17 protein-coding genes and 1 pseudogene are annotated in these 21,020 nt (G+C 35.4%); 8 read left to right on the forward strand and 10 right to left on the reverse strand.

Annotated elements, in window-relative coordinates; translation table 11 throughout:
* Window positions 1–1,119, reverse strand: coding sequence for a thiolase family protein (locus LEP1GSC049_RS214775; protein ID WP_004760776.1), 1,119 nt, complete (start codon window positions 1,117–1,119; stop codon window positions 1–3).
* 145 nt (window positions 1,120–1,264) lie between these two features.
* Here LEP1GSC049_RS214775 and bfr point away from each other — a divergent pair, with 145 nt between their 5' ends.
* The 4 genes from bfr to LEP1GSC049_RS0206060 all read left to right on the forward strand — a co-directional run bounded on the left by bfr (window position 1,265) and on the right by LEP1GSC049_RS0206060 (window position 5,198).
* Window positions 1,265–1,732 (forward strand): bacterioferritin, encoded by a 468-nt coding sequence (gene bfr / locus LEP1GSC049_RS214770; protein ID WP_004750685.1) that lies wholly within the window; start codon window positions 1,265–1,267, stop codon window positions 1,730–1,732.
* Window positions 1,729–2,979 carry a THUMP domain-containing class I SAM-dependent RNA methyltransferase gene (locus LEP1GSC049_RS214765; protein ID WP_016560790.1) on the forward strand — a complete coding sequence of 417 codons (1,251 nt, stop codon included), beginning with the start codon at window positions 1,729–1,731 and terminating at the stop codon, window positions 2,977–2,979. Before bfr ends, LEP1GSC049_RS214765 begins: the two co-directional genes overlap by 4 nt.
* Window positions 2,980–2,994: 15 nt before the next feature.
* On the forward strand, window positions 2,995–4,110 hold the full coding sequence (locus tag LEP1GSC049_RS214760; protein ID WP_004750385.1) for an acetylglutamate kinase: 1,116 nt from the start codon (window positions 2,995–2,997) through the stop codon (window positions 4,108–4,110).
* A 743-nt stretch (window positions 4,111–4,853) separates the two neighbouring features.
* A complete protein-coding gene (locus tag LEP1GSC049_RS0206060; RefSeq protein WP_025175835.1) occupies window positions 4,854–5,198 on the forward strand; it encodes a DCC1-like thiol-disulfide oxidoreductase family protein in 345 nt (114 codons plus the stop codon).
* Here LEP1GSC049_RS0206060 and LEP1GSC049_RS214755 read toward each other — a convergent pair.
* The 3 genes from LEP1GSC049_RS214755 to LEP1GSC049_RS214745 are packed head-to-tail and all read right to left on the reverse strand — an operon-like array spanning window position 5,175 to window position 8,242.
* On the reverse strand, window positions 5,175–5,870 hold the full coding sequence (locus LEP1GSC049_RS214755) for an iron-containing redox enzyme family protein (protein ID WP_004750721.1): 696 nt from the start codon (window positions 5,868–5,870) through the stop codon (window positions 5,175–5,177). The genes LEP1GSC049_RS0206060 and LEP1GSC049_RS214755 overlap by 24 nt on opposite strands.
* Window positions 5,871–5,882: 12 nt before the next feature.
* Entirely contained in the window at window positions 5,883–6,998 is a 1,116-nt protein-coding gene (locus LEP1GSC049_RS214750) for a D-alanine--D-alanine ligase family protein (protein WP_016560804.1), read from the reverse strand.
* A gap of 5 nt (window positions 6,999–7,003) precedes the next feature.
* Window positions 7,004–8,242: a KamA family radical SAM protein gene (locus LEP1GSC049_RS214745; RefSeq protein ID WP_004750573.1), complete on the reverse strand. Its 1,239-nt coding sequence runs from the start codon at window positions 8,240–8,242 to the stop codon at window positions 7,004–7,006.
* Window positions 8,243–8,323: 81 nt separating this feature from the next.
* On the opposite strand from LEP1GSC049_RS214745, the gene LEP1GSC049_RS214740 reads away from it, so the two are divergent.
* The 3 genes from LEP1GSC049_RS214740 (at window position 8,324) to LEP1GSC049_RS214730 (ending at window position 11,198) form a co-directional block, all read left to right on the forward strand.
* The gene (locus LEP1GSC049_RS214740) at window positions 8,324–8,998 is read left to right on the forward strand and encodes an HAD family hydrolase (RefSeq protein ID WP_016748822.1); all 675 of its coding nucleotides are present in this window, start codon (window positions 8,324–8,326) and stop codon (window positions 8,996–8,998) included.
* A gap of 44 nt (window positions 8,999–9,042) precedes the next feature.
* Window positions 9,043–9,852: a GerMN domain-containing protein gene (locus LEP1GSC049_RS214735; RefSeq protein ID WP_004750467.1), complete on the forward strand. Its 810-nt coding sequence runs from the start codon at window positions 9,043–9,045 to the stop codon at window positions 9,850–9,852.
* A gap of 116 nt (window positions 9,853–9,968) precedes the next feature.
* Window positions 9,969–11,198 (forward strand): GGDEF domain-containing protein, encoded by a 1,230-nt coding sequence (locus LEP1GSC049_RS214730; RefSeq protein ID WP_004759070.1) that lies wholly within the window; start codon window positions 9,969–9,971, stop codon window positions 11,196–11,198.
* Here LEP1GSC049_RS214730 and LEP1GSC049_RS214725 read toward each other — a convergent pair.
* From LEP1GSC049_RS214725 to LEP1GSC049_RS214710, 5 genes are all read right to left on the reverse strand, one after another.
* Window positions 11,182–11,550 carry an LIC11299 family lipoprotein gene (locus LEP1GSC049_RS214725; protein ID WP_004778412.1) on the reverse strand — a complete coding sequence of 123 codons (369 nt, stop codon included), beginning with the start codon at window positions 11,548–11,550 and terminating at the stop codon, window positions 11,182–11,184. The two genes, LEP1GSC049_RS214730 and LEP1GSC049_RS214725, sit on opposite strands and share 17 nt — an antisense overlap.
* 146 nt (window positions 11,551–11,696) lie before the next feature.
* Window positions 11,697–12,800 (reverse strand): cyclic dehypoxanthinyl futalosine synthase, encoded by a 1,104-nt coding sequence (mqnC, locus tag LEP1GSC049_RS214720; protein ID WP_016560779.1) that lies wholly within the window; start codon window positions 12,798–12,800, stop codon window positions 11,697–11,699.
* A gap of 679 nt (window positions 12,801–13,479) precedes the next feature.
* Window positions 13,480–14,019 (reverse strand): class I SAM-dependent methyltransferase, encoded by a 540-nt coding sequence (locus LEP1GSC049_RS2000000228505; RefSeq protein WP_330219388.1) that lies wholly within the window; start codon window positions 14,017–14,019, stop codon window positions 13,480–13,482.
* A gap of 154 nt (window positions 14,020–14,173) precedes the next feature.
* Complete coding sequence (locus tag LEP1GSC049_RS214715; RefSeq protein ID WP_004759086.1) at window positions 14,174–15,229, reverse strand: bifunctional glycosyltransferase family 2/GtrA family protein; 1,056 nt, start codon at window positions 15,227–15,229, stop codon at window positions 14,174–14,176.
* A 228-nt stretch (window positions 15,230–15,457) separates the two neighbouring features.
* A complete protein-coding gene (locus LEP1GSC049_RS214710) occupies window positions 15,458–17,401 on the reverse strand; it encodes a hypothetical protein (RefSeq protein ID WP_016560764.1) in 1,944 nt (647 codons plus the stop codon).
* A 505-nt stretch (window positions 17,402–17,906) separates the two neighbouring features.
* On the opposite strand from LEP1GSC049_RS214710, the gene LEP1GSC049_RS214705 reads away from it, so the two are divergent.
* Complete coding sequence (locus LEP1GSC049_RS214705; protein WP_004759049.1) at window positions 17,907–19,997, forward strand: heterodisulfide reductase-related iron-sulfur binding cluster; 2,091 nt, start codon at window positions 17,907–17,909, stop codon at window positions 19,995–19,997.
* Between the two features lie 417 nt (window positions 19,998–20,414).
* On the opposite strand, the pseudogene LEP1GSC049_RS07215 reads toward LEP1GSC049_RS214705, so the two are convergent.
* Window positions 20,415–20,736 (reverse strand): annotated as a pseudogene (locus tag LEP1GSC049_RS07215) (hypothetical protein).
* Window positions 20,737–21,020: the final 284 nt, after the last annotated feature.

The following is a 21,020-nucleotide window of genomic DNA, read 5'->3' on the forward strand; positions in this document are numbered from 1 at the left end:
TTAAACTTTAGAAAGAATCGTAGCAAAATTATTCACACCTAAACCTCCGATGGAAAGAGCTAAACCGTTTTGAAAACGTTCCTCTTTAAACATCCAGTTTTGTAATTCAGCAATTTGTGCCAGTCCAGAAACTCCCACCGGATGGCCCCTGGTTTTCAAACCTCCCGATGCGTTGATGGGAAGTTGTCCTTCCGGATGGGTTTTTCCCTCTTTCACATAACGTAACGCAGAACCTCTCGGAAAAAGTTTCGCGTCCTCCGCACCTATCAACTCAAAAGGTGTAAAAGCGTCGTGCAACTCCGCAATTTGAATCTGTTCCGGCCTTAAATCCGCCTCTTTGTATGCATTTTGAAACGCGGTTACGCTAGAACTAAAACTTAAATCTCCCGGCGGATTGGAGAGATTTCCGATTCCGTGCCCAATTCCACGTATTTCTAAAGATCGAGAAGATTCTATCTTTTCGGAACTGAGTAGAACAGCACAACTTCCGTCAGAAAGAGGGGAAATATCGTAAAGACAAAGTGGACTTGTAAACATAGGAGAATTAAAATATTCTACTTCTGTAATATTCTTTTTGATATGAGCTTTTTCGTTTTTAAGCCCATTATCGTGCAATTTTTTAGAAAGTGTATAAAGGTCCTTACGATCATATCCGTATTGTTGCAGATAACGTGTAGCAATCATTCCTCCTCCTTGAGCCATGGACATCGCAAAACCTTTTTGGCGTTCAGATAAAACACTCCCTAAAAGAAGATTATTCTCCTCTCTCTCAAGACGACTCATCACTTCGGTAGCAATTACAATTCCTCTTTGAAACGCCCCAGAACGAAGTAAATAAACAGCTGTATGAAGAGCACTCGCACCAGAGGAAGAAGCAGTTTCCGTGCGGATCGTAAATAAATTTTTCAAACCAAGACTTTCTTTGATCCTAGCAGAAACAAACACCTCTCCCGTATAACGTTCCGGAGCCATCGCCGCAAAAATAAGAAACTGAGGTTCAAACTCAGAGTTTCTTTCCAAAAGTTGAATTGCAGTTTGATAAGAAAGAGAATGATAATCAAGTTCAGTTTTTCCAAAACGACTAAGTTCGGAATCAATGATAAAAGCGGATGAATACATCGGGTCTATGTTTTTAAAAATTGTGAGATTGAAAATCAAAAAAAATTAAATAACACAAGTAAGATGACTTTTCATTCATGTTTATAAACTATCCTTGCAAAATTAAGAATGATTTTTATACTGAATGATCACAAGGAGAAACAAAATGAAAGGTAACAAAGAAGTACTCGAAATTTTAGGCGAAGTGCTTTCTGCAGAGTTAACTGCAATCAATCAGTATTTCATTCACGCTAAGATGAATAAGAACTGGGGTTTTAAAAAACTTGCAGACTTTATGAAACGCGAATCTATAGACGAAATGAAACACGCTGATGAAGTGATCGATCGTATTCTTTATTTAGATGGAGTACCCGATCTTCAAAGATATATGAAGATAAACGTAGGAAATAATATAGAAGAAATTTTGAAAGTAGATTTAGATTTGGAATACGCGGCAGTAGAAAGATTCAATCGTGGAATTGCCATCGCGGTTAAGAACAACGATAACGGTACAAGAGAGTTATTCGAAAAAATTTTGATCTCTGAAGAAGAACATATCGATTGGATAGAATCTCAACAAGAAATCATTCGTCAAATCGGCGTTGAAAACTATCTTGCACAACAAATAGAGTGACAAATTTTAAAAAACCAATCCCTAAAAAATCCCTCCGATTAAAATCAAAAAGATCTGATAGAAAAAATTTTCCGAACGATCCAAGACAAAAACAAAATCCTTTAAAATCGGAATGGGATTTTTCAAAACCGGATTCTTTCGAATATCACGCTTCTTGTCCGGATGGTCTTTCTGGACTGTTGCGAGAAGAAGTATTAGAAGCCGGTTTAAAGATCATTTCCGAAAACAGAGGTGGAATTTTTTTTCAAGGTCCCGCAAGGTCCTTAAAAGAATTTATTCTTTCTACTGGAGTCGCGTCCGGAATCAGCATTTCGTTAAAATATTGGAGAGTGGAAAACCCAGAAGATCTTTATGATCAAGCGCTTCAATTTCCTTTTGAGAAAATTCTAACTTCAGAACATTCTTTGAGAATCGATTCTACTACTAAAGATTCCTTAAAGGATTCACGTTATGCGACATACAAACTGAAAGACGCGATTTTCGACCGTTTTCGTTCCAAGGGAAAAGAACCTCCAAAAATTTCTAGAGACGAACCCGATTTTTTATTCTATCTACGTTCTCATTCCGAACACGCAAAACTTTCTTTAGGTTTAAACACTAGGCCTCTACAACAAAGAGGACACGGTAGAATCGGAGGGGAAGCGCCCATTCGGGAGATTCTTGCCTCTGCTTTGATTCGTTATTCCGGATGGAACACTAAATCATCGTTATACGATCCATTCTGCGGTTCTGGAACCGTAGTAGTAGAGGCTGCGCTCAAACTTCTATACGGAAGTCATACCAATTATAGAAGTTTGGCTTCTTCTCTTCCGTTTCAAAAACTTTTCGGACAGCCTAACTTTAAGGAGAATTTAAATCTTTCTTCGGAGATAAAAATATTTGCTTCCGATTTAGATCCAAAGGCTCTGGGGTTGGCCAAGTTAAACGCAAAAAATGCCGGAGTGGATCATTTGATCCATTTCTTCGAATCGGATGCAAAGATTTATGAAAACGAAATAAAAATTTCCGAAGGTTTTATAGTGACCAATCCTCCTTATGGAGTTCGTTTAGGAACAAAAGAGGAAGCTAAAGAAACCTACTTGGCTTGGGGTAAAAAACTAAAAGATCATTTTTCGGGAAATGTTCTTGCGATCGTTTGCGGAGATACTTCTCTTTTAGGTTTTCTAAAATTAAAAAAGAACAAAGAACAATCTCTAACGATTGGAAAGTTAAAAGGAAAATTAGTTGCCTACACTTTAGGTAGATAATCCAATCGATTCGGAATGAATCATCAAGAAATTCTACTAAAACTTTTAGAAGTCACTGAGAATACTCAAGATTCATTTCAATTTTTAAAACGATTCCGTTCTATCGAACCCGAAAAATTTGCCGTGATCTATGCGGATTCCGCTACTCTGATGGAATCCGCAGAAGCCCTTCTTTATAACCTCAAACTACTTCATAAGTTGGATTTATTTCCAGTTGTAGTTTTAGATAAGGACGGAATTTCTTATACCAATCTATTTTATAGAAATCAAAACAAAGATGATACTCCTTCAATTTTACCAGGAAAATTATTCCGACATCCTCAAGATTTAGCGGGGGCGGTTCATTCCGCTCTGGATGAAGAGAAACTTCCTGTTTTTATCGCGGAGGAAAAAGGCCAGGTTCTTTTTGATTTTTTAACTGAACTTTGTTCTATTCTTCGTACTAAAAAATTGGTTCATCTTTATTCCAGAGGTGGAGTTTATCTAAAAGGAAATAAAATTTCCATTTTCGACGTTGATTCCTCCGTAAAACCGGATCCAGAAGATGAATCCATTTTATCTGTTTGTTTAGAACTTTATAAAAATGTAAAGGATAAGGATTTTGAAATCGCAATCACTTCTGCATCTTCACTTCTTAAGGAATTATTTACGATCAAAGGAAGCGGAACCCTTTTAAGAAGAAAAAATCGTATCGATTTTATTGAGGATCCTCTTACCGTTTCAAGTGAGAAGTTAAATCTTCTGATCGAAAAGGCATTTCAAAAATCTCTTAAAAAAGATTTTTGGAATCAGAAGTTTGCCGGAATTCTTTTAGAATCTGAATTTAAAGGATGTGCCTTAATAAAAAAAACTTCTTTTGGAACGTTTCTTTCTAAGTTTGCAGTAGATGAAATCGCGAGAGGAGAAGGGGTTGGAAGAGATATCTGGGACGAACTAATTTTTAGATTTCCAGTTTTATTTTGGAGAGCAAGAAAAGAAAATACGATTTCAAAATGGTATATGAAGGTATGTGATGGTATGCAAAAAGAAGGGATTTGGATTTACTTCTGGATTGGAGTTCAAGAAATCCACGTTCCTAATATTTGTTCTTTTCTTAAAAACCTCCCGGAAGATATGTCGAACATCCCGTAAAACTCAGCGAATGTCTTCTAAGGATTGGCATTCAAGAAGCAAGACAATCCTCCATAAAAGACTTGTGACCCATCTACACTACACTTTGAGCGATTTAAGATTTACGAGGATTTCATTCATTAGAAAATTATACTTTTTGCAAGTAATAAATATCTATTTTATCGGAACATTCGAAAAAATCTATGTTTTGGATCTTTCTCATTTCAAAACCTTTTTTTATTAAAATCTGCAGTAGTTCCTACATTTTTATAAAACTCAAACGTCTTGTTTTTATTAGATCTCAAAAATTCATCTTATCATTTTCATACGTTTTCATAGTAAAGCTCAAAATCCGTAAAAGGCTTCGATTTAACAGTGAATTTCTGAGAACTCACACAAATCCTTCCTTTTTTTGAAAAATGTGGGAACTACTACTTTTCAAAAAATTTTTTGTTATTCATTACGCCGACAAACGATCTAAAAAATTTCAATCAAAACATATCCTGAACCAATCCGTAAAAAGAATTCTCTAAACTCATTTCGAATGTGGTTGAAGAAAAATTTTGTATCCAAAAAATTCACCCAACGCTTCAGATTGTGGGAACTCTTACAAATTATTTTTCATTCGAAGATATGAAATCTTCATGATAAAAAAATTATCTGCTGTTAAATTTCAAAATAAATTGGCCGGAGTTCCGACCCCAAAGTTTACAAAACTAAAAAAGTTGGATTTTTTAGATAAGATTCAAAAAAATGAATCTATTATGCAAACATTAGTTTTTTTATACGACGGCGAGTGCTCGTTTTGCACAAACTTAGCCACAAAATTGCAAAACCTAAATCTAAATCCTAAAATTAGATTTAGATCTTTCCGAGATTTTACGGAAAAAGAACTCACAGAAATCCATCCCACCTTAAATATTCGTGTAGCAGAAGGAAACGTTCAAATGATCGCAAACGGAAGAAGATATCCAGGATTTTTTGCGGTTCGAAAGCTCAGTCATTCTCTAAAAGGCTACCGCTGGATTTCTCCTCTTCTTTATCTTCCTTTGGTTCCTATTTTCGGAATGATTGGAATGATCTTTTTAAAGTCTTTGAAAAGCCGTTAGACCTTCGTAAAACACAAGTCTAGCGTCCAAGGCAAGTTGATTTCCTTTCATCACTCTATTTCGTTTTTCTTCCGTATCAGCCACAGTTTCGATCAAACGAAATAATTTCTCCGAATGAGACTCGTCGGCGTTTAAATTTACTTGAAAGAATTTACCTTCCGGCAAAATAGTTTTTTTCTTCAAATCCAAATAAGACTTAAACATTCTAGAATATTCTAATTTAAGCAAATACTCATTTGCGGGACCAAGAGCACCCAATGCGGAATAAAAATCCGAAGTAGTGATCTTCTGCATCAGATTCAAATAAGAAGTTGTTTCCGGAAGTACATGTTTTTCATGAACAACCTCTCCCATATCCGAAAGAAATTTTTTCAAAATAAAAACGTGAGAATCCTCAACGTTTCCCTCTCCCAATTCTTCCCAGATATTGGAGACGAGTACGATCTTAGCTTCCACAGAATCACAGATTGAGGCCGTATTTAAAAACCAATTTACAAAATCCACACTTACAAAATATTCCTGACGAAGCCATAGAAGTAGATCCTCCCTTTCCATTTTACGTTCTTTCTCTTCTAACCAAAGATTAAAAGTAAGAACCGGGTGATTTCGGACAGAATCTTCTAAAGTTTTTCTAAAGTTTGTAGAAGTTGAAGTAGTATTTACTAATTGCATAAATTCATAATTTTATTTTAGATTCCGAGTTTTATTTTTAGAATATGAAAATCGATCGGTCTCAAAATCCGAACGTGCAATTTCTAGAATCTCTTGAAACAATTTTTTTTCGTCCCCAAAACTCTGACGATAACAAATCGGAAACGTGGAATAAAACGGAGACAACCCCGGAGTCAGGTTCATTTCTAAAAAAAAAGGATTTCCTAAGGAATCCAATTTCCAGTCAAGTCTGGCAGGCCCGGAAGTTCCAAGAGATTCACAAAACGACACGCTCTGTTGTTGAATTACAACTTCCAAGTCTTCAGGACAATCAAATATGAGAGTCTCAGGCATCATACTTTTAGATTTCGTTTTTTCTCCGTATACATTTTCCACTTTTAAATCTTCTCTTAATACCAATCTTCCGGCAGAACTCGCCCTATAACCAAAAACTGCGGAACCCATTATGGAAATCGTATATTCATTTCCCATTAAGTATTCTTCCAAAAGATACGGGAAAAAAAAATCCGGAGCTTCGGACAATAAAGTATTCAATTCTTCAAAACTATAAATGATATTTTTTTCCCCGATTCCAAGACTAGAACCTTCTCCCGCAGGTTTTACAAAGGCGGGAAAAGAAAAATTTTTCAGATTCACTCCGTTTTCTTTTGAAAAAGAAAGTTCTTTTTTAATTTCAGAATTATATTCCAATCTTTGCAGTTCTTCAAGTGCAACATTCTTAGAACGAATCCAAAATCCGGACGTAACAGGAACACCTATCGATTGCGCAAAAATTCGAGTTAAATTTTTATCCAAGGAGACGTTTTGAGAATACGAGTCCGAACCAGTATGAGGAAAACCGAATAATTCGGCTACGGCAGGAATCAAAGCTTCTCTATTTCTAGAACAAAACCCTTCCATTAAATGAAAAATTACGGGGCGTTTGGAAAAGTCCAAATCGCAATAAAATTTTAATTTTTCCAGAAGTTCATTCGGAGTCACTACCAATTCAATACTTTCTCCGACTTCGTTTAACAATTCTAAGATTGCGTCCACTGACTTTCTGGACTCCCATTCTTGTTTATAAATTTCCGGAAAATTTCCCTCAAACTCGTGCAGATCCGCATAGACTAGAACGGTAGGAGCCATTTAATTTATTTGGTTCCGAAAGAATTCGAAAAAATTCTTTCCCAGGTTTCTGGGGAAACTTCCGGATAATATCCTTCCATCTTAGAATCGATTGGTTCCGGACTGAAATGATAGGTTCCGCGTAACGCAGATTTGAAAACGTGCATCCTTTCCGGTTTGTAAAAACCCAAATACCAATTCGGAGTCAATGTAATCTTTCCCCCTCCTCCGGGAAGATCGTTTACAAACTGTGGAATCCCCATCCCGCCAATTTTACCTCTCATAAATTCTATAATTTCGATTCCTTTGGCAAGGGGAGTTCTAAAACCTCTAGAACCAGGAATCAACTCAGGATCATACATATAATAGGCCCGCACTCGTAACTCCAATAGTTTTTTATGAAGTTCTAACATACTTTCTCCGGAATCGTTAATTCCCTTTAGAAGAACACATTGATTACCTACGTTTACACCCGCTTTCAAAAGTTTTAAGATCGCTTCTTTTGCTTCGGGAGTACATTCTTTCGAATGATTAAACTGAGTATTACAAAAAATGGAAAGTCGGTCGGTATTATGCGATTCTATTATATTACAAAGATCAAATGTAATTCTAAACGGAAGAGTGACCGGATTGCGGGTTCCTAGTCTACAAATCTTAACGTGTTCTATTTTTTCCAACCGTTCCAAAATCCAATCGATTTTAGAATCGCTTAGATTCAAAGGATCTCCTCCGGATAACACGACGTCGGTGATTTGTGGACGAGATTCAATATATTCAAAACAAATTTCCAAATCTTCAGTAAACATTCTTTCTTTGGAATCGGAAACCTTACGCCCTCTCATACAATGTCTACAATATACAGAACATTCGTGATTGGTAAAAAGAAGAACTCGATCCGGATACATATGGGTTAAACCTTTCACGGGAGACAACCGCTCTTCGTGTAAGGGATCCGGAGATTCTTCCGGAGAAAAAATACATTCGTCTTCTCTGGGAAGAATCATCCTTCGGATCGGACAATTTGGATCTTCCGGGTCCGTAAGAGAAATGTAATATGGAGTCGCGGAAACGTTTAAACGAATTGTATTTTCAATTCCGATTTTCTCGCTCTCTGTTAAATCGAAGTAACGCCCCAACTCAAAACCTTTTACTCTATTTTGAAGTTGCGCCTTGTAATCGGTCCAATCAAAGGACGAAAACAACTGAGAACGATTTACAAAACTTTCTCCTTTGGATTTTTGTACAAAAGAACGGGAAGTTTTCATTCGGTTGTTCCTATTTTCTTCGAGTCTGGGGAAAATCAAGCAAAGGTTGCCAAAAGGATTCGTTTTCTAAAACTGTCCTTGATGACTGTTTTTTCAGTAGAATCTCTCCAAGCTCTTGCGTTTGATGTAGACGGTACTCTCTTTTCGTCCGAAGGAATCATTCTTGAAGTCTATCGAGATTCAATTCTAAATTTTTCCAAAATCTCCGGAATCCAAATCGAACTTCCCTCTCGGGATCGAATTATGACGGAAATCGGCAAACCGGTTAAAACCATATTCTTCAATCTTCTTCCACAACTGAATGAAGAACAAAGAGACAGCATCTCCGATAGTGTACTTCGTTTTCTTTGTGAGAGAATTAAAAAAGGAGAGGGAGAATTTTATTCCAACGTTCCGGAAACGATAGAAACTCTCGCTCAAAAAGGTTATCGTATTTTAGCCGCCTCAAACGGAAGAAAACCTTATATCCAAACCATACTTGAAGTTTCTGGAATTCTTCCTAAATTCGATCCTATCTTAGTTTTAGACAATGAACGAATCCGAACCAAAGCGGGAATTTTAGAAGAGTATATGAAACTCTATCATCTTAAACCGAGTCAAATTCTAATGATTGGAGACAGACTTTCCGATCATGAAGCCGCCAGACAAAACGGTTGTCCTTTTGCGTTTTGTTCCTATGGACATGCTCCGGAAGGAGAAATTCCGGACTTCGATTTAAAACTTAAAAACCTTTCGGATTTGAACGAAGTACTCTGATTTTTTGCCTGCATAGAATCCGTTTTTTTTCCGAAAATGAAAGTGTGCCGGATTCCGAAAAAAGAAAAAATATCATCTTCATTCTCACCGGAATTATTTTTACGTTAGTGCTCTTGGATAAAAGCACAGGCTCCGGATTTTCTATTTCCAACGAAGGATTTAATTTTAATAATATAGGAAAATTGACCCCGAAAACCCACTCATCTTCAAAAGAAAATTTCAATCACAAAGAAATCATGGATCAAGCGGAAGAAGAAATTCTAGAAGAACTTCTCCGAAATGGAGATATACAAACCTCTGTAGATTTATCCAATTCCATCGAAGAAGATTTAAACGAAGAAGTTCCAGTTTTAGAACCTCCCACATTTTCTGTGAATTCCACAATTGAACCCGATTTCCCAATTCCTTCGGAAAAAGGAGAATTATCTCTTTTTTTTCTGAAGTTTTATGGTAAAGGTAGTAAAAGTCATTCCAGACTTGTGAAGGTGCTTAGACTTTCTAAAGGTGGAGATCGGGTGAAATTGATTTTAAATTCTTTAATCGCCGGACCGGTTTCTCAGGAAAAAGAAAAAGGAATCCTGAATTCCATTCCACAAAGTTTGCGTTACGACGATAATTATAGAATTGAGAGAGGAATTCTCAAACTTTCCCTAAGTAGCGATCTCGAAAAAGAAGCCGGTCCCGAAATTCTAAAAGATAGAATCGACCAACTTACTTATAGCCTTATGGAAAATCTGCCCATCCAAGGAGTTCAGCTTAAAATCAATGGCAAATTTGTACGTTCTTTAGGCGGAGAAGGATTGCCATTACCCTCTCTTCTGACAAAAAACCCTAGAAAGATAGTCGTTTTTTAATCGTCAAAAAACGAGTAACAACAAACAAACCTGACAGGATTGTAAATCCTGATTGTTTATACAAAACCATTTTTTAAAATAAGGAAGTTAGATCGTCCGATCTCTTGTAAAAACAGATGAGACTTTCTTCGGGAAATAATCAAAAAATAAAACTACTCGCTAGGAGAGTTTTTTTCAATCCGTTTCCGGATGATTATTTGAGAATTTATCAACCAGATGTTCGTAGAGCCACGGTTATCTATTTCTTTTTTTGTATCGGAATCAGCTTTCTTTCCTTCCTGGTTCCGGACGGAGCTTCTTTATTTGGAAAAGAAAACCAAATTCTAGTATATTCCCGTTTAACCGTCTTACTTTTATCTGCGTTCTTCGCATTTCTGCTTATAAAATGGAGGCCTTTTTTTAGAAGAAGAATCGAGAGATATAGCATTTTGTCCTCAGGAATGATCGTGTTCTCTATTCTCCCTTATGTTTTTTTAGATCCCGGAAGAATGGGACTCTATTTTCATTTTTATACAACTTTAGTTGTAAGTGGAAATATCCTTCTTTGGCTCACAGGAACAACCGTAGTCATTTTCAATGCACTCTTTTATTTTTCTCTGGTTTTATGCACATCTCTGACCGGAAACAAAAACATACTTCAACACGACTTTGCAAACGTACTCATCTATCTTTTTACTGGAATCTTTGGAAACCTTCTGATCAATTTTTGGAGGGTGATGGATCATAGAGCCAAAAAGAAACTTCAGAAAGCTGTCAGTAAACTCAGAGATAAAAACATTCAGATCGAAAAAATTTCCAAGGTGGACGAACTCACCAGTCTCTACAATCGAAGGTATTTGATCGAACAATTTGAATTATTTCTTAAAAGAGCACAACGTTATCGTTTTTCCCTCGCGATGATCATCTTAGATATGGATTATCTTAAAGAAATTAACGATTCTTATGGACATTTAGCTGGAGATTTATCTCTTCGTACAATTTCAGACGTGATGAAACAAAGAGTCAGAGCGACCGACATCTGTTCTCGGATCGGTGGGGATGAATTTTGTATTCTTTTAGATGCGATCAAAAAAGAAGATCTGGTTCAACTCTGCGAAAACTTAAGAATGGAAGTCGCCGAAAAAGAACTATCCTATCGAACCAAAAAAGGAAGTCCGGTCAAAATTACAGTTTCCATCGGTGCCTGTATCTTTGGTCCGGGAGAAGAATTCAGTTTTGACGACATCTATCATTCCATTGATTCAGCTCTTTATGAATCTAAAAAAAAGGGAAGAAACAGAGTTTCTTTTATAGAACCGATCCGTTACTTTCCCAGAGAATATCCTGGAACTACTGCTGCTTCTTAGGCGCCGGAAGTTCGTAGTGATAGGTAATTTCACAATAAGCCCCTTCGTCTATATACTTCGTGTCCACGGTTTCCATAAAAAATAATCTGTTTTTTTGTTCCGGTTCGAGTTCTTCTAATTTGCGCGCCGCGATAGATTTTGCGGCGGTGCAGGAAGTATTCTTCATTTTGAATGTATCGTTTTCTTCGACAGAAGTTGAAGAAGCTCCGCCGATCGCGATCAATTTATATTTGTGAGCGCCTAACACCTCTACGGTGACTCCCGTATCTACGTGAATATGTTCTTTGACCTGTTTTGTACAAGCTCCGAACGCTAGCAAAAATACAAGAATACAATTTAAAATTCTTATCATCTTTCCTTCCTTTATAAGTGTTTTCGAAATATTTACATATCGATTTTTTAGCAAAAATACCGCTCAATCCAAGTTTATCTCTGACAAGAAAGATTTAAACTTTCGATTTGATGCGCAAAAATGAATCCCATTTATAGATTTCAATTTTAAACAAGATCTACAATCAGCTCGTTTTCGTATCGATCATAGTTATAAAGAAGATCTCTTCGTTTAGGGACAAATCCACCTTCTTTCAAAAATTTCACCGCTTCTTTTTCGGTCTTCAGTCCGTAAGAACGCAAAACGTTTTCTTCTATGACCACAGAAGATATATCATCCGCGCCGCTTGTGAGAGCCAATTGCCCTACTCCTTTTCCTAAAACCATCACCGAAGTTTCAATGTGTAAAATGTTATCCAAAAAAATCCTACAAATTCCGAGAACCTTTAGATATTCCTGAGTTGGAACCGCACGAACTTTGAATCGTTTAGTCTGTGGTTGAAAGGTCCAAGGAATAAAAGATAAAAATCCTCCGGTTCTATCCTGTAGATTTCGCACAACGTTTAAATGTTCGATCACTTCTTCTTGAATTTCTTCCGAACCAAATACTATATTTGCACTTCCCGGAAGTCCAACTTCATGACAGGTTTCCATCGCGCGAACCCATTCCTCTGTGGTCGCTTTTTTAGGCGATATGATATTTCTCATTCTGTCCGTTAGAATTTCCGCTCCTGCTCCTGGAACAGAATCCAATCCAGTTTGTTTTAAAATCTGAAGTACTTCTTTCAAAGGAAGCCCGGTAATTTTTTCTAAGTTGATAATTTCTACCGGAGAAAAGGCACGAATATGCATGTATGGATATTTCTTTTTTACTGCAGAAATTACATCCAGATAATAATCGAAAGACAGATCTGGATAAACTCCTCCTTGTAAAAACATCTGATCAGCACCTTCGCCGACCGCATAGTCCATCTTCTCTAAAATTTCTTCTACGGATAACGCATAACCTTTACCGTTTCCGATCTCATCCATAAAAGAACAAAAACTACATTCTACATTGCAATAATTTGTATAATTCACAACCCGAAACATCGTATAACTAGCGTATTGATGAGATAGAATTTTTTCTCGGAGCGAACGAGCAGTCGCCATAATCTTAAGATGATCCCCTTCTCGATATAAAGCCAAGGCCTCTTCGGGAGAAATCCGATTCCCATCCAATGCTTTTTCCAAAATACGATCTGTAGGTTGAGATGAAAAAATAGAAGTCACATTTACTCCTTAGATCCGTCCACCTAAATGTATTTAAAAAAGGTTCTAATGATTTCAATAATCGAACCCTTTTTCTAAAACTTTGAAAGAAGCAGACTTTAAATGACCACACTTCAATCTTTGGACCAATTCCGAATTTTGCACCTTCTTTTTAGATTTTCATTTTAGTTCTTAACTCCTAGGAATAAAACTCTTGAATGAAGAAATTTCTAGAATCTATCTCAAAAATAATTTATCTTTGCTTAAAATGCCTAATTCTAAGATATTTTTAAGTGGCTTTCCAATTGCAAAAGAGAATTTGTCTCAATTTTCAATCGATCCAATTTTCTAGCAGTAAGTAAGGTAAGAAATTCGCTTTATAAGAATCTGATTTTTCCATAAAAAATAGATGTTTAAAAATTTGTAATGCGACTTAATCTGTGGGAACTCTCACAAGTCGTGAATTCAAAGTAAAAAATTTAAAAATTAATAGCTCCACAATGACAGTTACTACTTCGTATTAAATTTTTTGGTATTTAAAACCTAAAACATAAGTAGTCTTACAATTTTTATTATCTGTTAGACTCCGGTTGAAGATAGTTCTCACATTTTTATGAAAACACTCATTTTATTAAAATCATCTAATACAAATCTAGTTGGCTTAGTAAAATTTAATTCATATTTAATTTCTAAAAAATTTTCAAACTTTTGTAATTACGATCATCCCTTGGGTCAATACAATGGGCCAAATGATACTATATTCACGAATATTATAGTTTGAAGAAGGTACTAAAGATCTAATTTCTGATTCTTGAATAGGACGTTCATCATGGAAAATCCACATACCTAAACACTCAGCAAAAAAACGAGTCATTCGATACAAAAATGTAGGAGTTGGAAAAGTTACGATCAATACGCCTGGAGTTTTAACAAATTGTAAATGATTCAAAAAAGCCTTACGAGTATTTTCTACATTAAAATGTTCGATTAAACCAACGCTAAAAACAATGTCAAAGTTTCCTTGATACTGCGGATTGAGAATATCACCCTGAATCAGTTCGGACGAAAACTCTTTTAAATTCGAAACTCGTTCACGAAATTTTTGCAAACCCAGTTCATTGTTATCAAAAATCGAATAGACGTTTGGTAAAACTTGATCACAAATTGTTTCGTAAAAACATGAATTCGCACCTCCAATTTCAAGAATCGACGGATGATTCACATATTTGTATTTATGCATCGTATTGACTAAACGACTTGCCGTTATCTTTCGAGTGATGTTAGCCGTTTTATAAGGTTTTTTGTAATATGCATCCCAATCCGTTTTCTTAGATTGTAACAGCCCAGTTGGGTATTCTTCAGTTCCTTTAGAAAATATCATTTAAAAACCTCATCTACCGTTCTTCTTCGCTGCTACCACCAAACACAAATTCACGTTGGATCGCAAAACTAAATAGAAAAAATACTGTATCTATAAAAGCTTTAGCTGCAATTATATTCCATCCATAAAGAGAATGTAAATAACGGATTGCAGTAAAAGCCAATAGTCCTAATCCCGAAACCAAAAATGCATACTTAACAAATTCAATTACAACTCCTCCAGGATCTCTAAAAACAAATCGTTTGTTTACAAAAAAATTAAAGGTTCCTGCAATCGTTCTAGAAAAAATGATACTTGTCAAAAGATTGGAAACCGAAAGATAAACCACTGTAAATACACAGAAATCAATGGCAGAAGTTAACACTGAGGAAAATGCAAATCTAAAAAAAAGGAAATAAATTCTAGCAGAATCAATTAGGGGGTTAAAATGAGATGATTTATTATTTTCTAGATAAAGTGTTTCAATTGACTCCTCAAAAATTCTAAGACGGTGTTCCTTAGTAGAGATCAACATATTCATTTCATATTCATATCTTTCACCAGACAAACGTAAACACGTAGAAAGAAATTTTGTAGGAATACCACGTAACCCAGTTTGTGTATCTGTAAGACGACGACCGATTAAGAATGCAAAGACGATACTAGTAATTTTATTACCAAGAAGACTGCGAAATGGAACATCTTTGTCAAATTTACGCGAACCAAGTATTAGCTGATCAGGATATTTTAAAAGACTTTGCACCACTTTAATAACATCCGATACTTTATGCTGTCCATCCGCATCCGCTGTGACAACTCCAAACATTTGAGGAAACGTAAGCATACAATAATTAATCGCATTCTTTAATGCACGACCTTTACCTAGATTCGTAGCATGATGTAAAAGATGACATTGTTTAAATTTTGTTAGTTTCTTAAAAATAGATGCACAAGATTCTCTGCTTCCATCATTAATCACTATTATATTTACAATACCCTGTTGAATCAGTTCATCAACCAATTGCACTAATCGTTCATCAGGGTTATAAGCAGGTATTATAATTGGTATAGAGAATGATTTTTTGCGCATAAAATTGCTGATTTAGCACTCCATAAGAGACAGAAACTGTTCTGTAGAATATTGTCAATTCATATTGACAATATTCTATTTAAGGTATGTTAAATCGTATCATTTATAAAAATTTATTTTAAAATTCCAAAAAAGAAAAACCAAAGATAAATGTTTCAATCTATTGTTTCCAATTTAACATAATAGCAAAGTAAGAAATTCTACGAATACAAACAAATGTAATATCGGTTAATCGAATTGATTAACCGATTTAGAATTTGAAGTTAAATCAACTGTCTCCAAATTAATTTTACCATTTTCTTTTTTAACTATTCGAAACAGCTTATTACTTTTTAAATTTAAAGTAGGTTTGAAAATGGAGGCATATCTAGACCAAAAGTATTCATCCACAGAAGCTAATAATAGAAAATCATAATTCACTAATATATTTTCACTCCAAGTTTTTGGATGTATATCACTAGTCCAAACATCACCTTCATAATATGGAAGACCAAGTGACCACCCTGAACTAGCCACACTCGTAGAATTTCGGGGTGATAATTCATACGAAACGATCCAAGGTTCAAAGCCAGTTGTATTCTGCCAAATTACATAAACCTTTTCACCTCTTTTCAGATTTGGAATCGTATTGGAAAGAATTTCCTTAATTTCCATTCGTACAGGTAACGGTTTAGGTTTAGTAAATGCGAATAAGGCAGCTTTTATAGGAGTTAAAAACAAAATGAAAATAACTAAAAGACCCTGGACAATTTTAGGTGAATTTTTTTCTTTCTGTTCACCGGTGCTAAGCATAAATCCCCAGGTTACTATAGTCCATGCAAGAAGAAAAATTCCCATATAACGCGTAAAAGACGCAACTCTAGTTCCTTCATAAGAACCAAAAGAATATAAATACATTAGCAGAAGGCCAAATGAATATATAGCATAACCTGAAAACATGGTTAAAAAACCTACAATTGCAATACGTCTCTCCTGTCGCCTGGTTTCTATTACAATGGCTGCAATACCAAAAACCATTAAAAAAAGTAAAGATTTAAGAGGAGTTAGCTTTAAAACAAATCTTCTAGAAAATATTTGAAGTACATTTTCAGGATTTATCTGATAAGTCTGGAATGCTTTCTTAAAGGTAGAAATCGTTTCTTTATCTCGATCTGTTGCTTCTGTTGAAGAAAAACTTTTTTTTATCTGAAAAATCGAAAACGAAGTTTCAAATACCTGAGAAAAACCAGACTTTTTTACGTGCCAACCCCATATCCGAGCTGAAATTATAGGTGTAGCAAGAATTAGGATTACAAGAAAACCGAATATAAGTTTTTGCTTAAGTGGCTTACTAACTGAAAAAATATTCTTCTCTTTAAAAATCTGATCAAATATAAAAATTATCGCGATAAAAACTCCTAACATCAAACCGACTGCTTTTATAATTGGTAAAATGAATAAAGTTGGAAGTAGCCTTACAATTGTTATCGGTGCCGAAGTATTAGACCGAGTACAAGATATAACGGAAGCTCCACAAAGAAATCCAAGTACATGATCTACATAAAGACTTTGTAAACTATAACCAAATATAAAAACCGCAAGAAAAACAACATTCAAAGTCAAAATGATTCGAATCCATTGGCGCCAAGTTAATCCTTCTAAAATAGCCACTGCACCTGCTAAAACCAATAAAGATTGTGCCCAATATGTATTTCCTTCGGACCAACCTATACTTTTGGTTATCCAATATTGAAACAATGCAGTTCCAGGTGGATAACTCTTAAACATAAGTGGACTGTTTGCTTTGGTAAAAGAATTTAAATGAAACATTTCCTTAGCCGAAAAACCCCAATGTGTAAACTCATCCCACCCTTCAAACAGCGCTCCAGATAACTTAATGTAAAAAAAACATGCTAAAAGGAAAAAAATCACCGGCCCCGGCTCTAAAAGACTCGTTAATAGTTGAATCAAATTTTTACGCGCAGCACATAAACTTATAAACCCTAAACATATCCCAAGACCTATAAAACACCATAAAGTCGGTTGCAAAAGATCCAAAAAACCGGAAGCAAAAAGTACAATTATACCCGTTGATATAATAAACAAAGGCATACTTGCTGTGGACCATTTACTATAACGAATTAGAAAAATTAAATAACCGTAGAAACTTAGTATGAGAAAAATAAACCCCATTTTATAACTCCAGAACAAGATACTTTGAATTTTAAAGAATGTGAATTTAGCATTATAAAATCTGAGTAAATAAAAAACTCAAACAATGATTCCCTAAATCCAATACTCTTATTTTTTCAGAATTTCCGCTACAATCGCTTTACGCGTTTTAAATTTGTTACTTATGTTGAATAACTGAGAAAAAGAAACCTTGGATCCCAAACAACAAAAATTCACAGAAAATAGTATTTCTAACTTAAAAACAATGATTCGTTTCAACTCTATAAAATCAATTTTATGGTTTTAATTCCAACTATAGAATAAGAATCGATCGTTTCTTTTTGCGGTTAAACCATCTTCTACAAATAAAACTAATCGACTATTTTTAACGAGACTGAAACTCAACAATACCATAGAATCATAACAGACCAGAACCCCATATCTTTGAAAATTCCTCGACAGGTAGGTTCTCAATTCCTACGCTGTAATTCATTCATCAATCCAAAAGAAAGGGTACTTGATCCATATGGCAATTTCACAAATCGCCTTTCATCTCATTTTCACAGTTTTATTCGTAATTGCGAATGTAGTTTTTATTCGTGCGATTTTATATCGTCTCCGATTGATTTTCAGCGCCAGAAAAGCGGCCGGAACCGAAAACTTTTTGGAAAATCCGAACTGGTTTTTTCGAATCAACAGTTTTATTCAAAATGTGATTCTTCAAAAAAAGAATTTTAAAGAACCTCTTCGAGGAATCATGCACGCGTTTATCTTTTACGGTTTTGTAGTTTATACAATTCACACAACGAGTCAGATGATCGCGGGTCTTATCGGGTATGGGATGGATGATCCTTATAAATTTTCTTTAGTCGGTTTTTTATTCGGAGAAAGTGCAGGACATACTTACGAGTCTATCGTTCAAGTCGTTTCAATTTTAGTATTGATCGGTTTAGGTTTTTTTGCTTGGAGAAGATGGATTCAAAAAGCAAAAGGATTGGACGTCCATTCTCCGGCATCTGCGATCGTGATCGGAATGATTTCGATTCTGATGATTTCTACCCTTTTAGGAGAAGGTGCCAAGTCTGTAGGAGCAGTTTATGACAGTCCAACGGAAAACGCCTCTTTCTTAGCTGCCGGAATCGGTTCCATTTGGAGATCGATGAATATAGAATATTCTACGGCAGACGTAGTTTTTCAAATCATGTGGTGGATTCACATCCTTTCCGTGTTCTCTTTTATGCTCTATGTTCCTACCTCGAAACACGCGCACTTAATCTTTGCTCCTTTTAACTACTTTCTTCAATCGGACACTCCTAAAGGTGCGCTTTCCAAACTCAATTTAGAAGATGAGAATGTAGTCTGGGGAGTAAATCGTGTAGAAGATTTTCCTTGGCCCAATCTTTTAGACGGAATGTCTTGTATCGAATGCGGTCGTTGCCAAGTTCAATGTCCCGCCAATAGAACCGGAAAAGTTTTAAATCCAAAAGCAATCATCGCTGATCTAAAACACGCTCTTTTAGATAAGATGCCTGAAGTTGCCAAAATCAGAGCAGAAGAAACGGACGCCTCAGTTGCAGCCGAAAAAGTAGCCGCCTTAGATACTACCGTAATCAATTCGTATGAAGGTCTTTCCGAAGAAGCTCTTTGGGGTTGTACTACTTGTTATGCTTGTGTAGAAGCTTGTCCTGTTGGAAATAACCAAGTCAATGCGATCATGGAAATGAGAAGACATTTGGTTCTTGCGGAATCCAAATTCCCTGCGGAACTTCAAAATGCATTTGTAAATATGGAAAACAATTCTAATCCTTGGGGTGTGGGCGCGCATACAAGGGCGGATTGGGCGGAAGGTCTAGGTGTTAAAACCATGGCTGAAGACTCCAACGTAGACGTTCTCTATTGGGTAGGATGTGCAGGTGCTTTTGACGATAGAAATAAAAACATTGCTAAGTCTTTTGTAAAAATTCTACAAAAAGCGGATGTTAAGTTTGGTATTCTTGGAACTGAAGAAAATTGTTCCGGTGATTCTGCAAGAAGAGGTGGTAACGAATATCTCTACCAAACCCTGGCACAGGCAAACGTGGATACGATGAACGGATACAATGTCAAAAAAGTAGTAACCGCTTGTCCTCATTGTTACAACACAATTAAAAATGAATATCCTCAATTTGGAGGTAACTTTGAGGTAGTTCATCACTCAGAGTTTATCAATCAACTTGTCAAAGAGAAAAAACTAGACGTTAAAACCGCTGAGGATGCTTCTTCCGGCAAATATACTTATCACGATTCTTGCTACATAGGTCGTTACAATGATAACTACGAAAATCCTAGAGACGTAGTTAAAAAAGTTTCCGGTGGCAAACTGGCGGAACCATCTGATCATCACACAAAGGGACTTTGTTGTGGTGCAGGTGGGGCTCAGATGTGGATGGAGGAGCAAAACAACGACAGAGTAAACATAAAAAGAACTAAACAACTTCTAGATACGGGAGCAACTACAATTGCAACCGCTTGTCCTTTCTGTGTAACTATGATTACAGACGGGGTCAAACACGAAGGGAAAATAGAAGAAGTAAAAGTAAAAGACATTGCAGAGTTAGTTGCAGATAATTTACAGTAGTAAATTTTAAATTAGAATTTACTAAAATACCTTGCCAAAACTTTTTTGGCGGTTCAAAAAAATCTGATTAAAAAGCCGGTTTTCCATAGCCGGCTTTTTTTATTTTTTAATGTTCTCATATTTAATTTTAACTAACGTGAGCAGGACGTAAGAGATTCGTTTTATAAAAACCTGATTTTTCCATAAAAAATAAAATGAGGAGCTCCCCAACTCGAGTCACAAAAAATGAATGTTTAAAGATCTGTAATGCGACTTAATCTACGGAACTACCACAAATTTATATTTTAACGTGAGTTCGTAAAGAAATCCATGATTCATTTTTCTGAAAAAAAAAATTGGAATCTGAACCTGCAGATTTTTTTTCTAAAACGTGGGAACTACTACTTTTAGAAAATTCTTTCTTATATTCTACTCACGTTAATCCAACTTAAGAACTGGAGTTTTTAGAATTCGATTCAAAAAGCCTATAATCAAACTTACTATTATAAGAGGAATTAAATGTGAATATATTTCGGAATCACTACGAACGCTATATGATTTAATAATTCCGTGAGTAGGATAGAACTGAGCATTTTTGAAAATCCAATTTCTACTAAAGTTGTTATAAATCCACAAGAAAACCAAAACAATATCCCTTGAACCAAAGTCCACGCAGAAGCAGTTGGATCCGCACTAAAAACCAGTAAACCTTCTAAAATCGCACAATAGCTCCAATCAAAAACGCATTTCTCAAACGAATATTTCATTCCTTCATAAAATAACTTTCTATAAAATTTATATCTGTTTTAGAATTTGAAATATATACAGAAGGTAAAATAAAATTTATTTTTAAAATTATATTCAATTAATATTGAATATAATTTTAACGTCAGAAGCCTACAAAACCACTGCCAAAATTCGTCATATATCTATTTTAAATTTTATCAAAAGAATATTTTTTTAAACGGTTTTCAACTAATTATAAAAATTGAATACACTACAGAACTATTGAAAAATAAACTCTCCATCTTGTTTCTGTTTCAC

It is taken from the genome of Leptospira kirschneri serovar Cynopteri str. 3522 CT, assembly GCF_000243695.2.
GTDB lineage: Bacteria > Spirochaetota > Leptospiria > Leptospirales > Leptospiraceae > Leptospira > Leptospira kirschneri.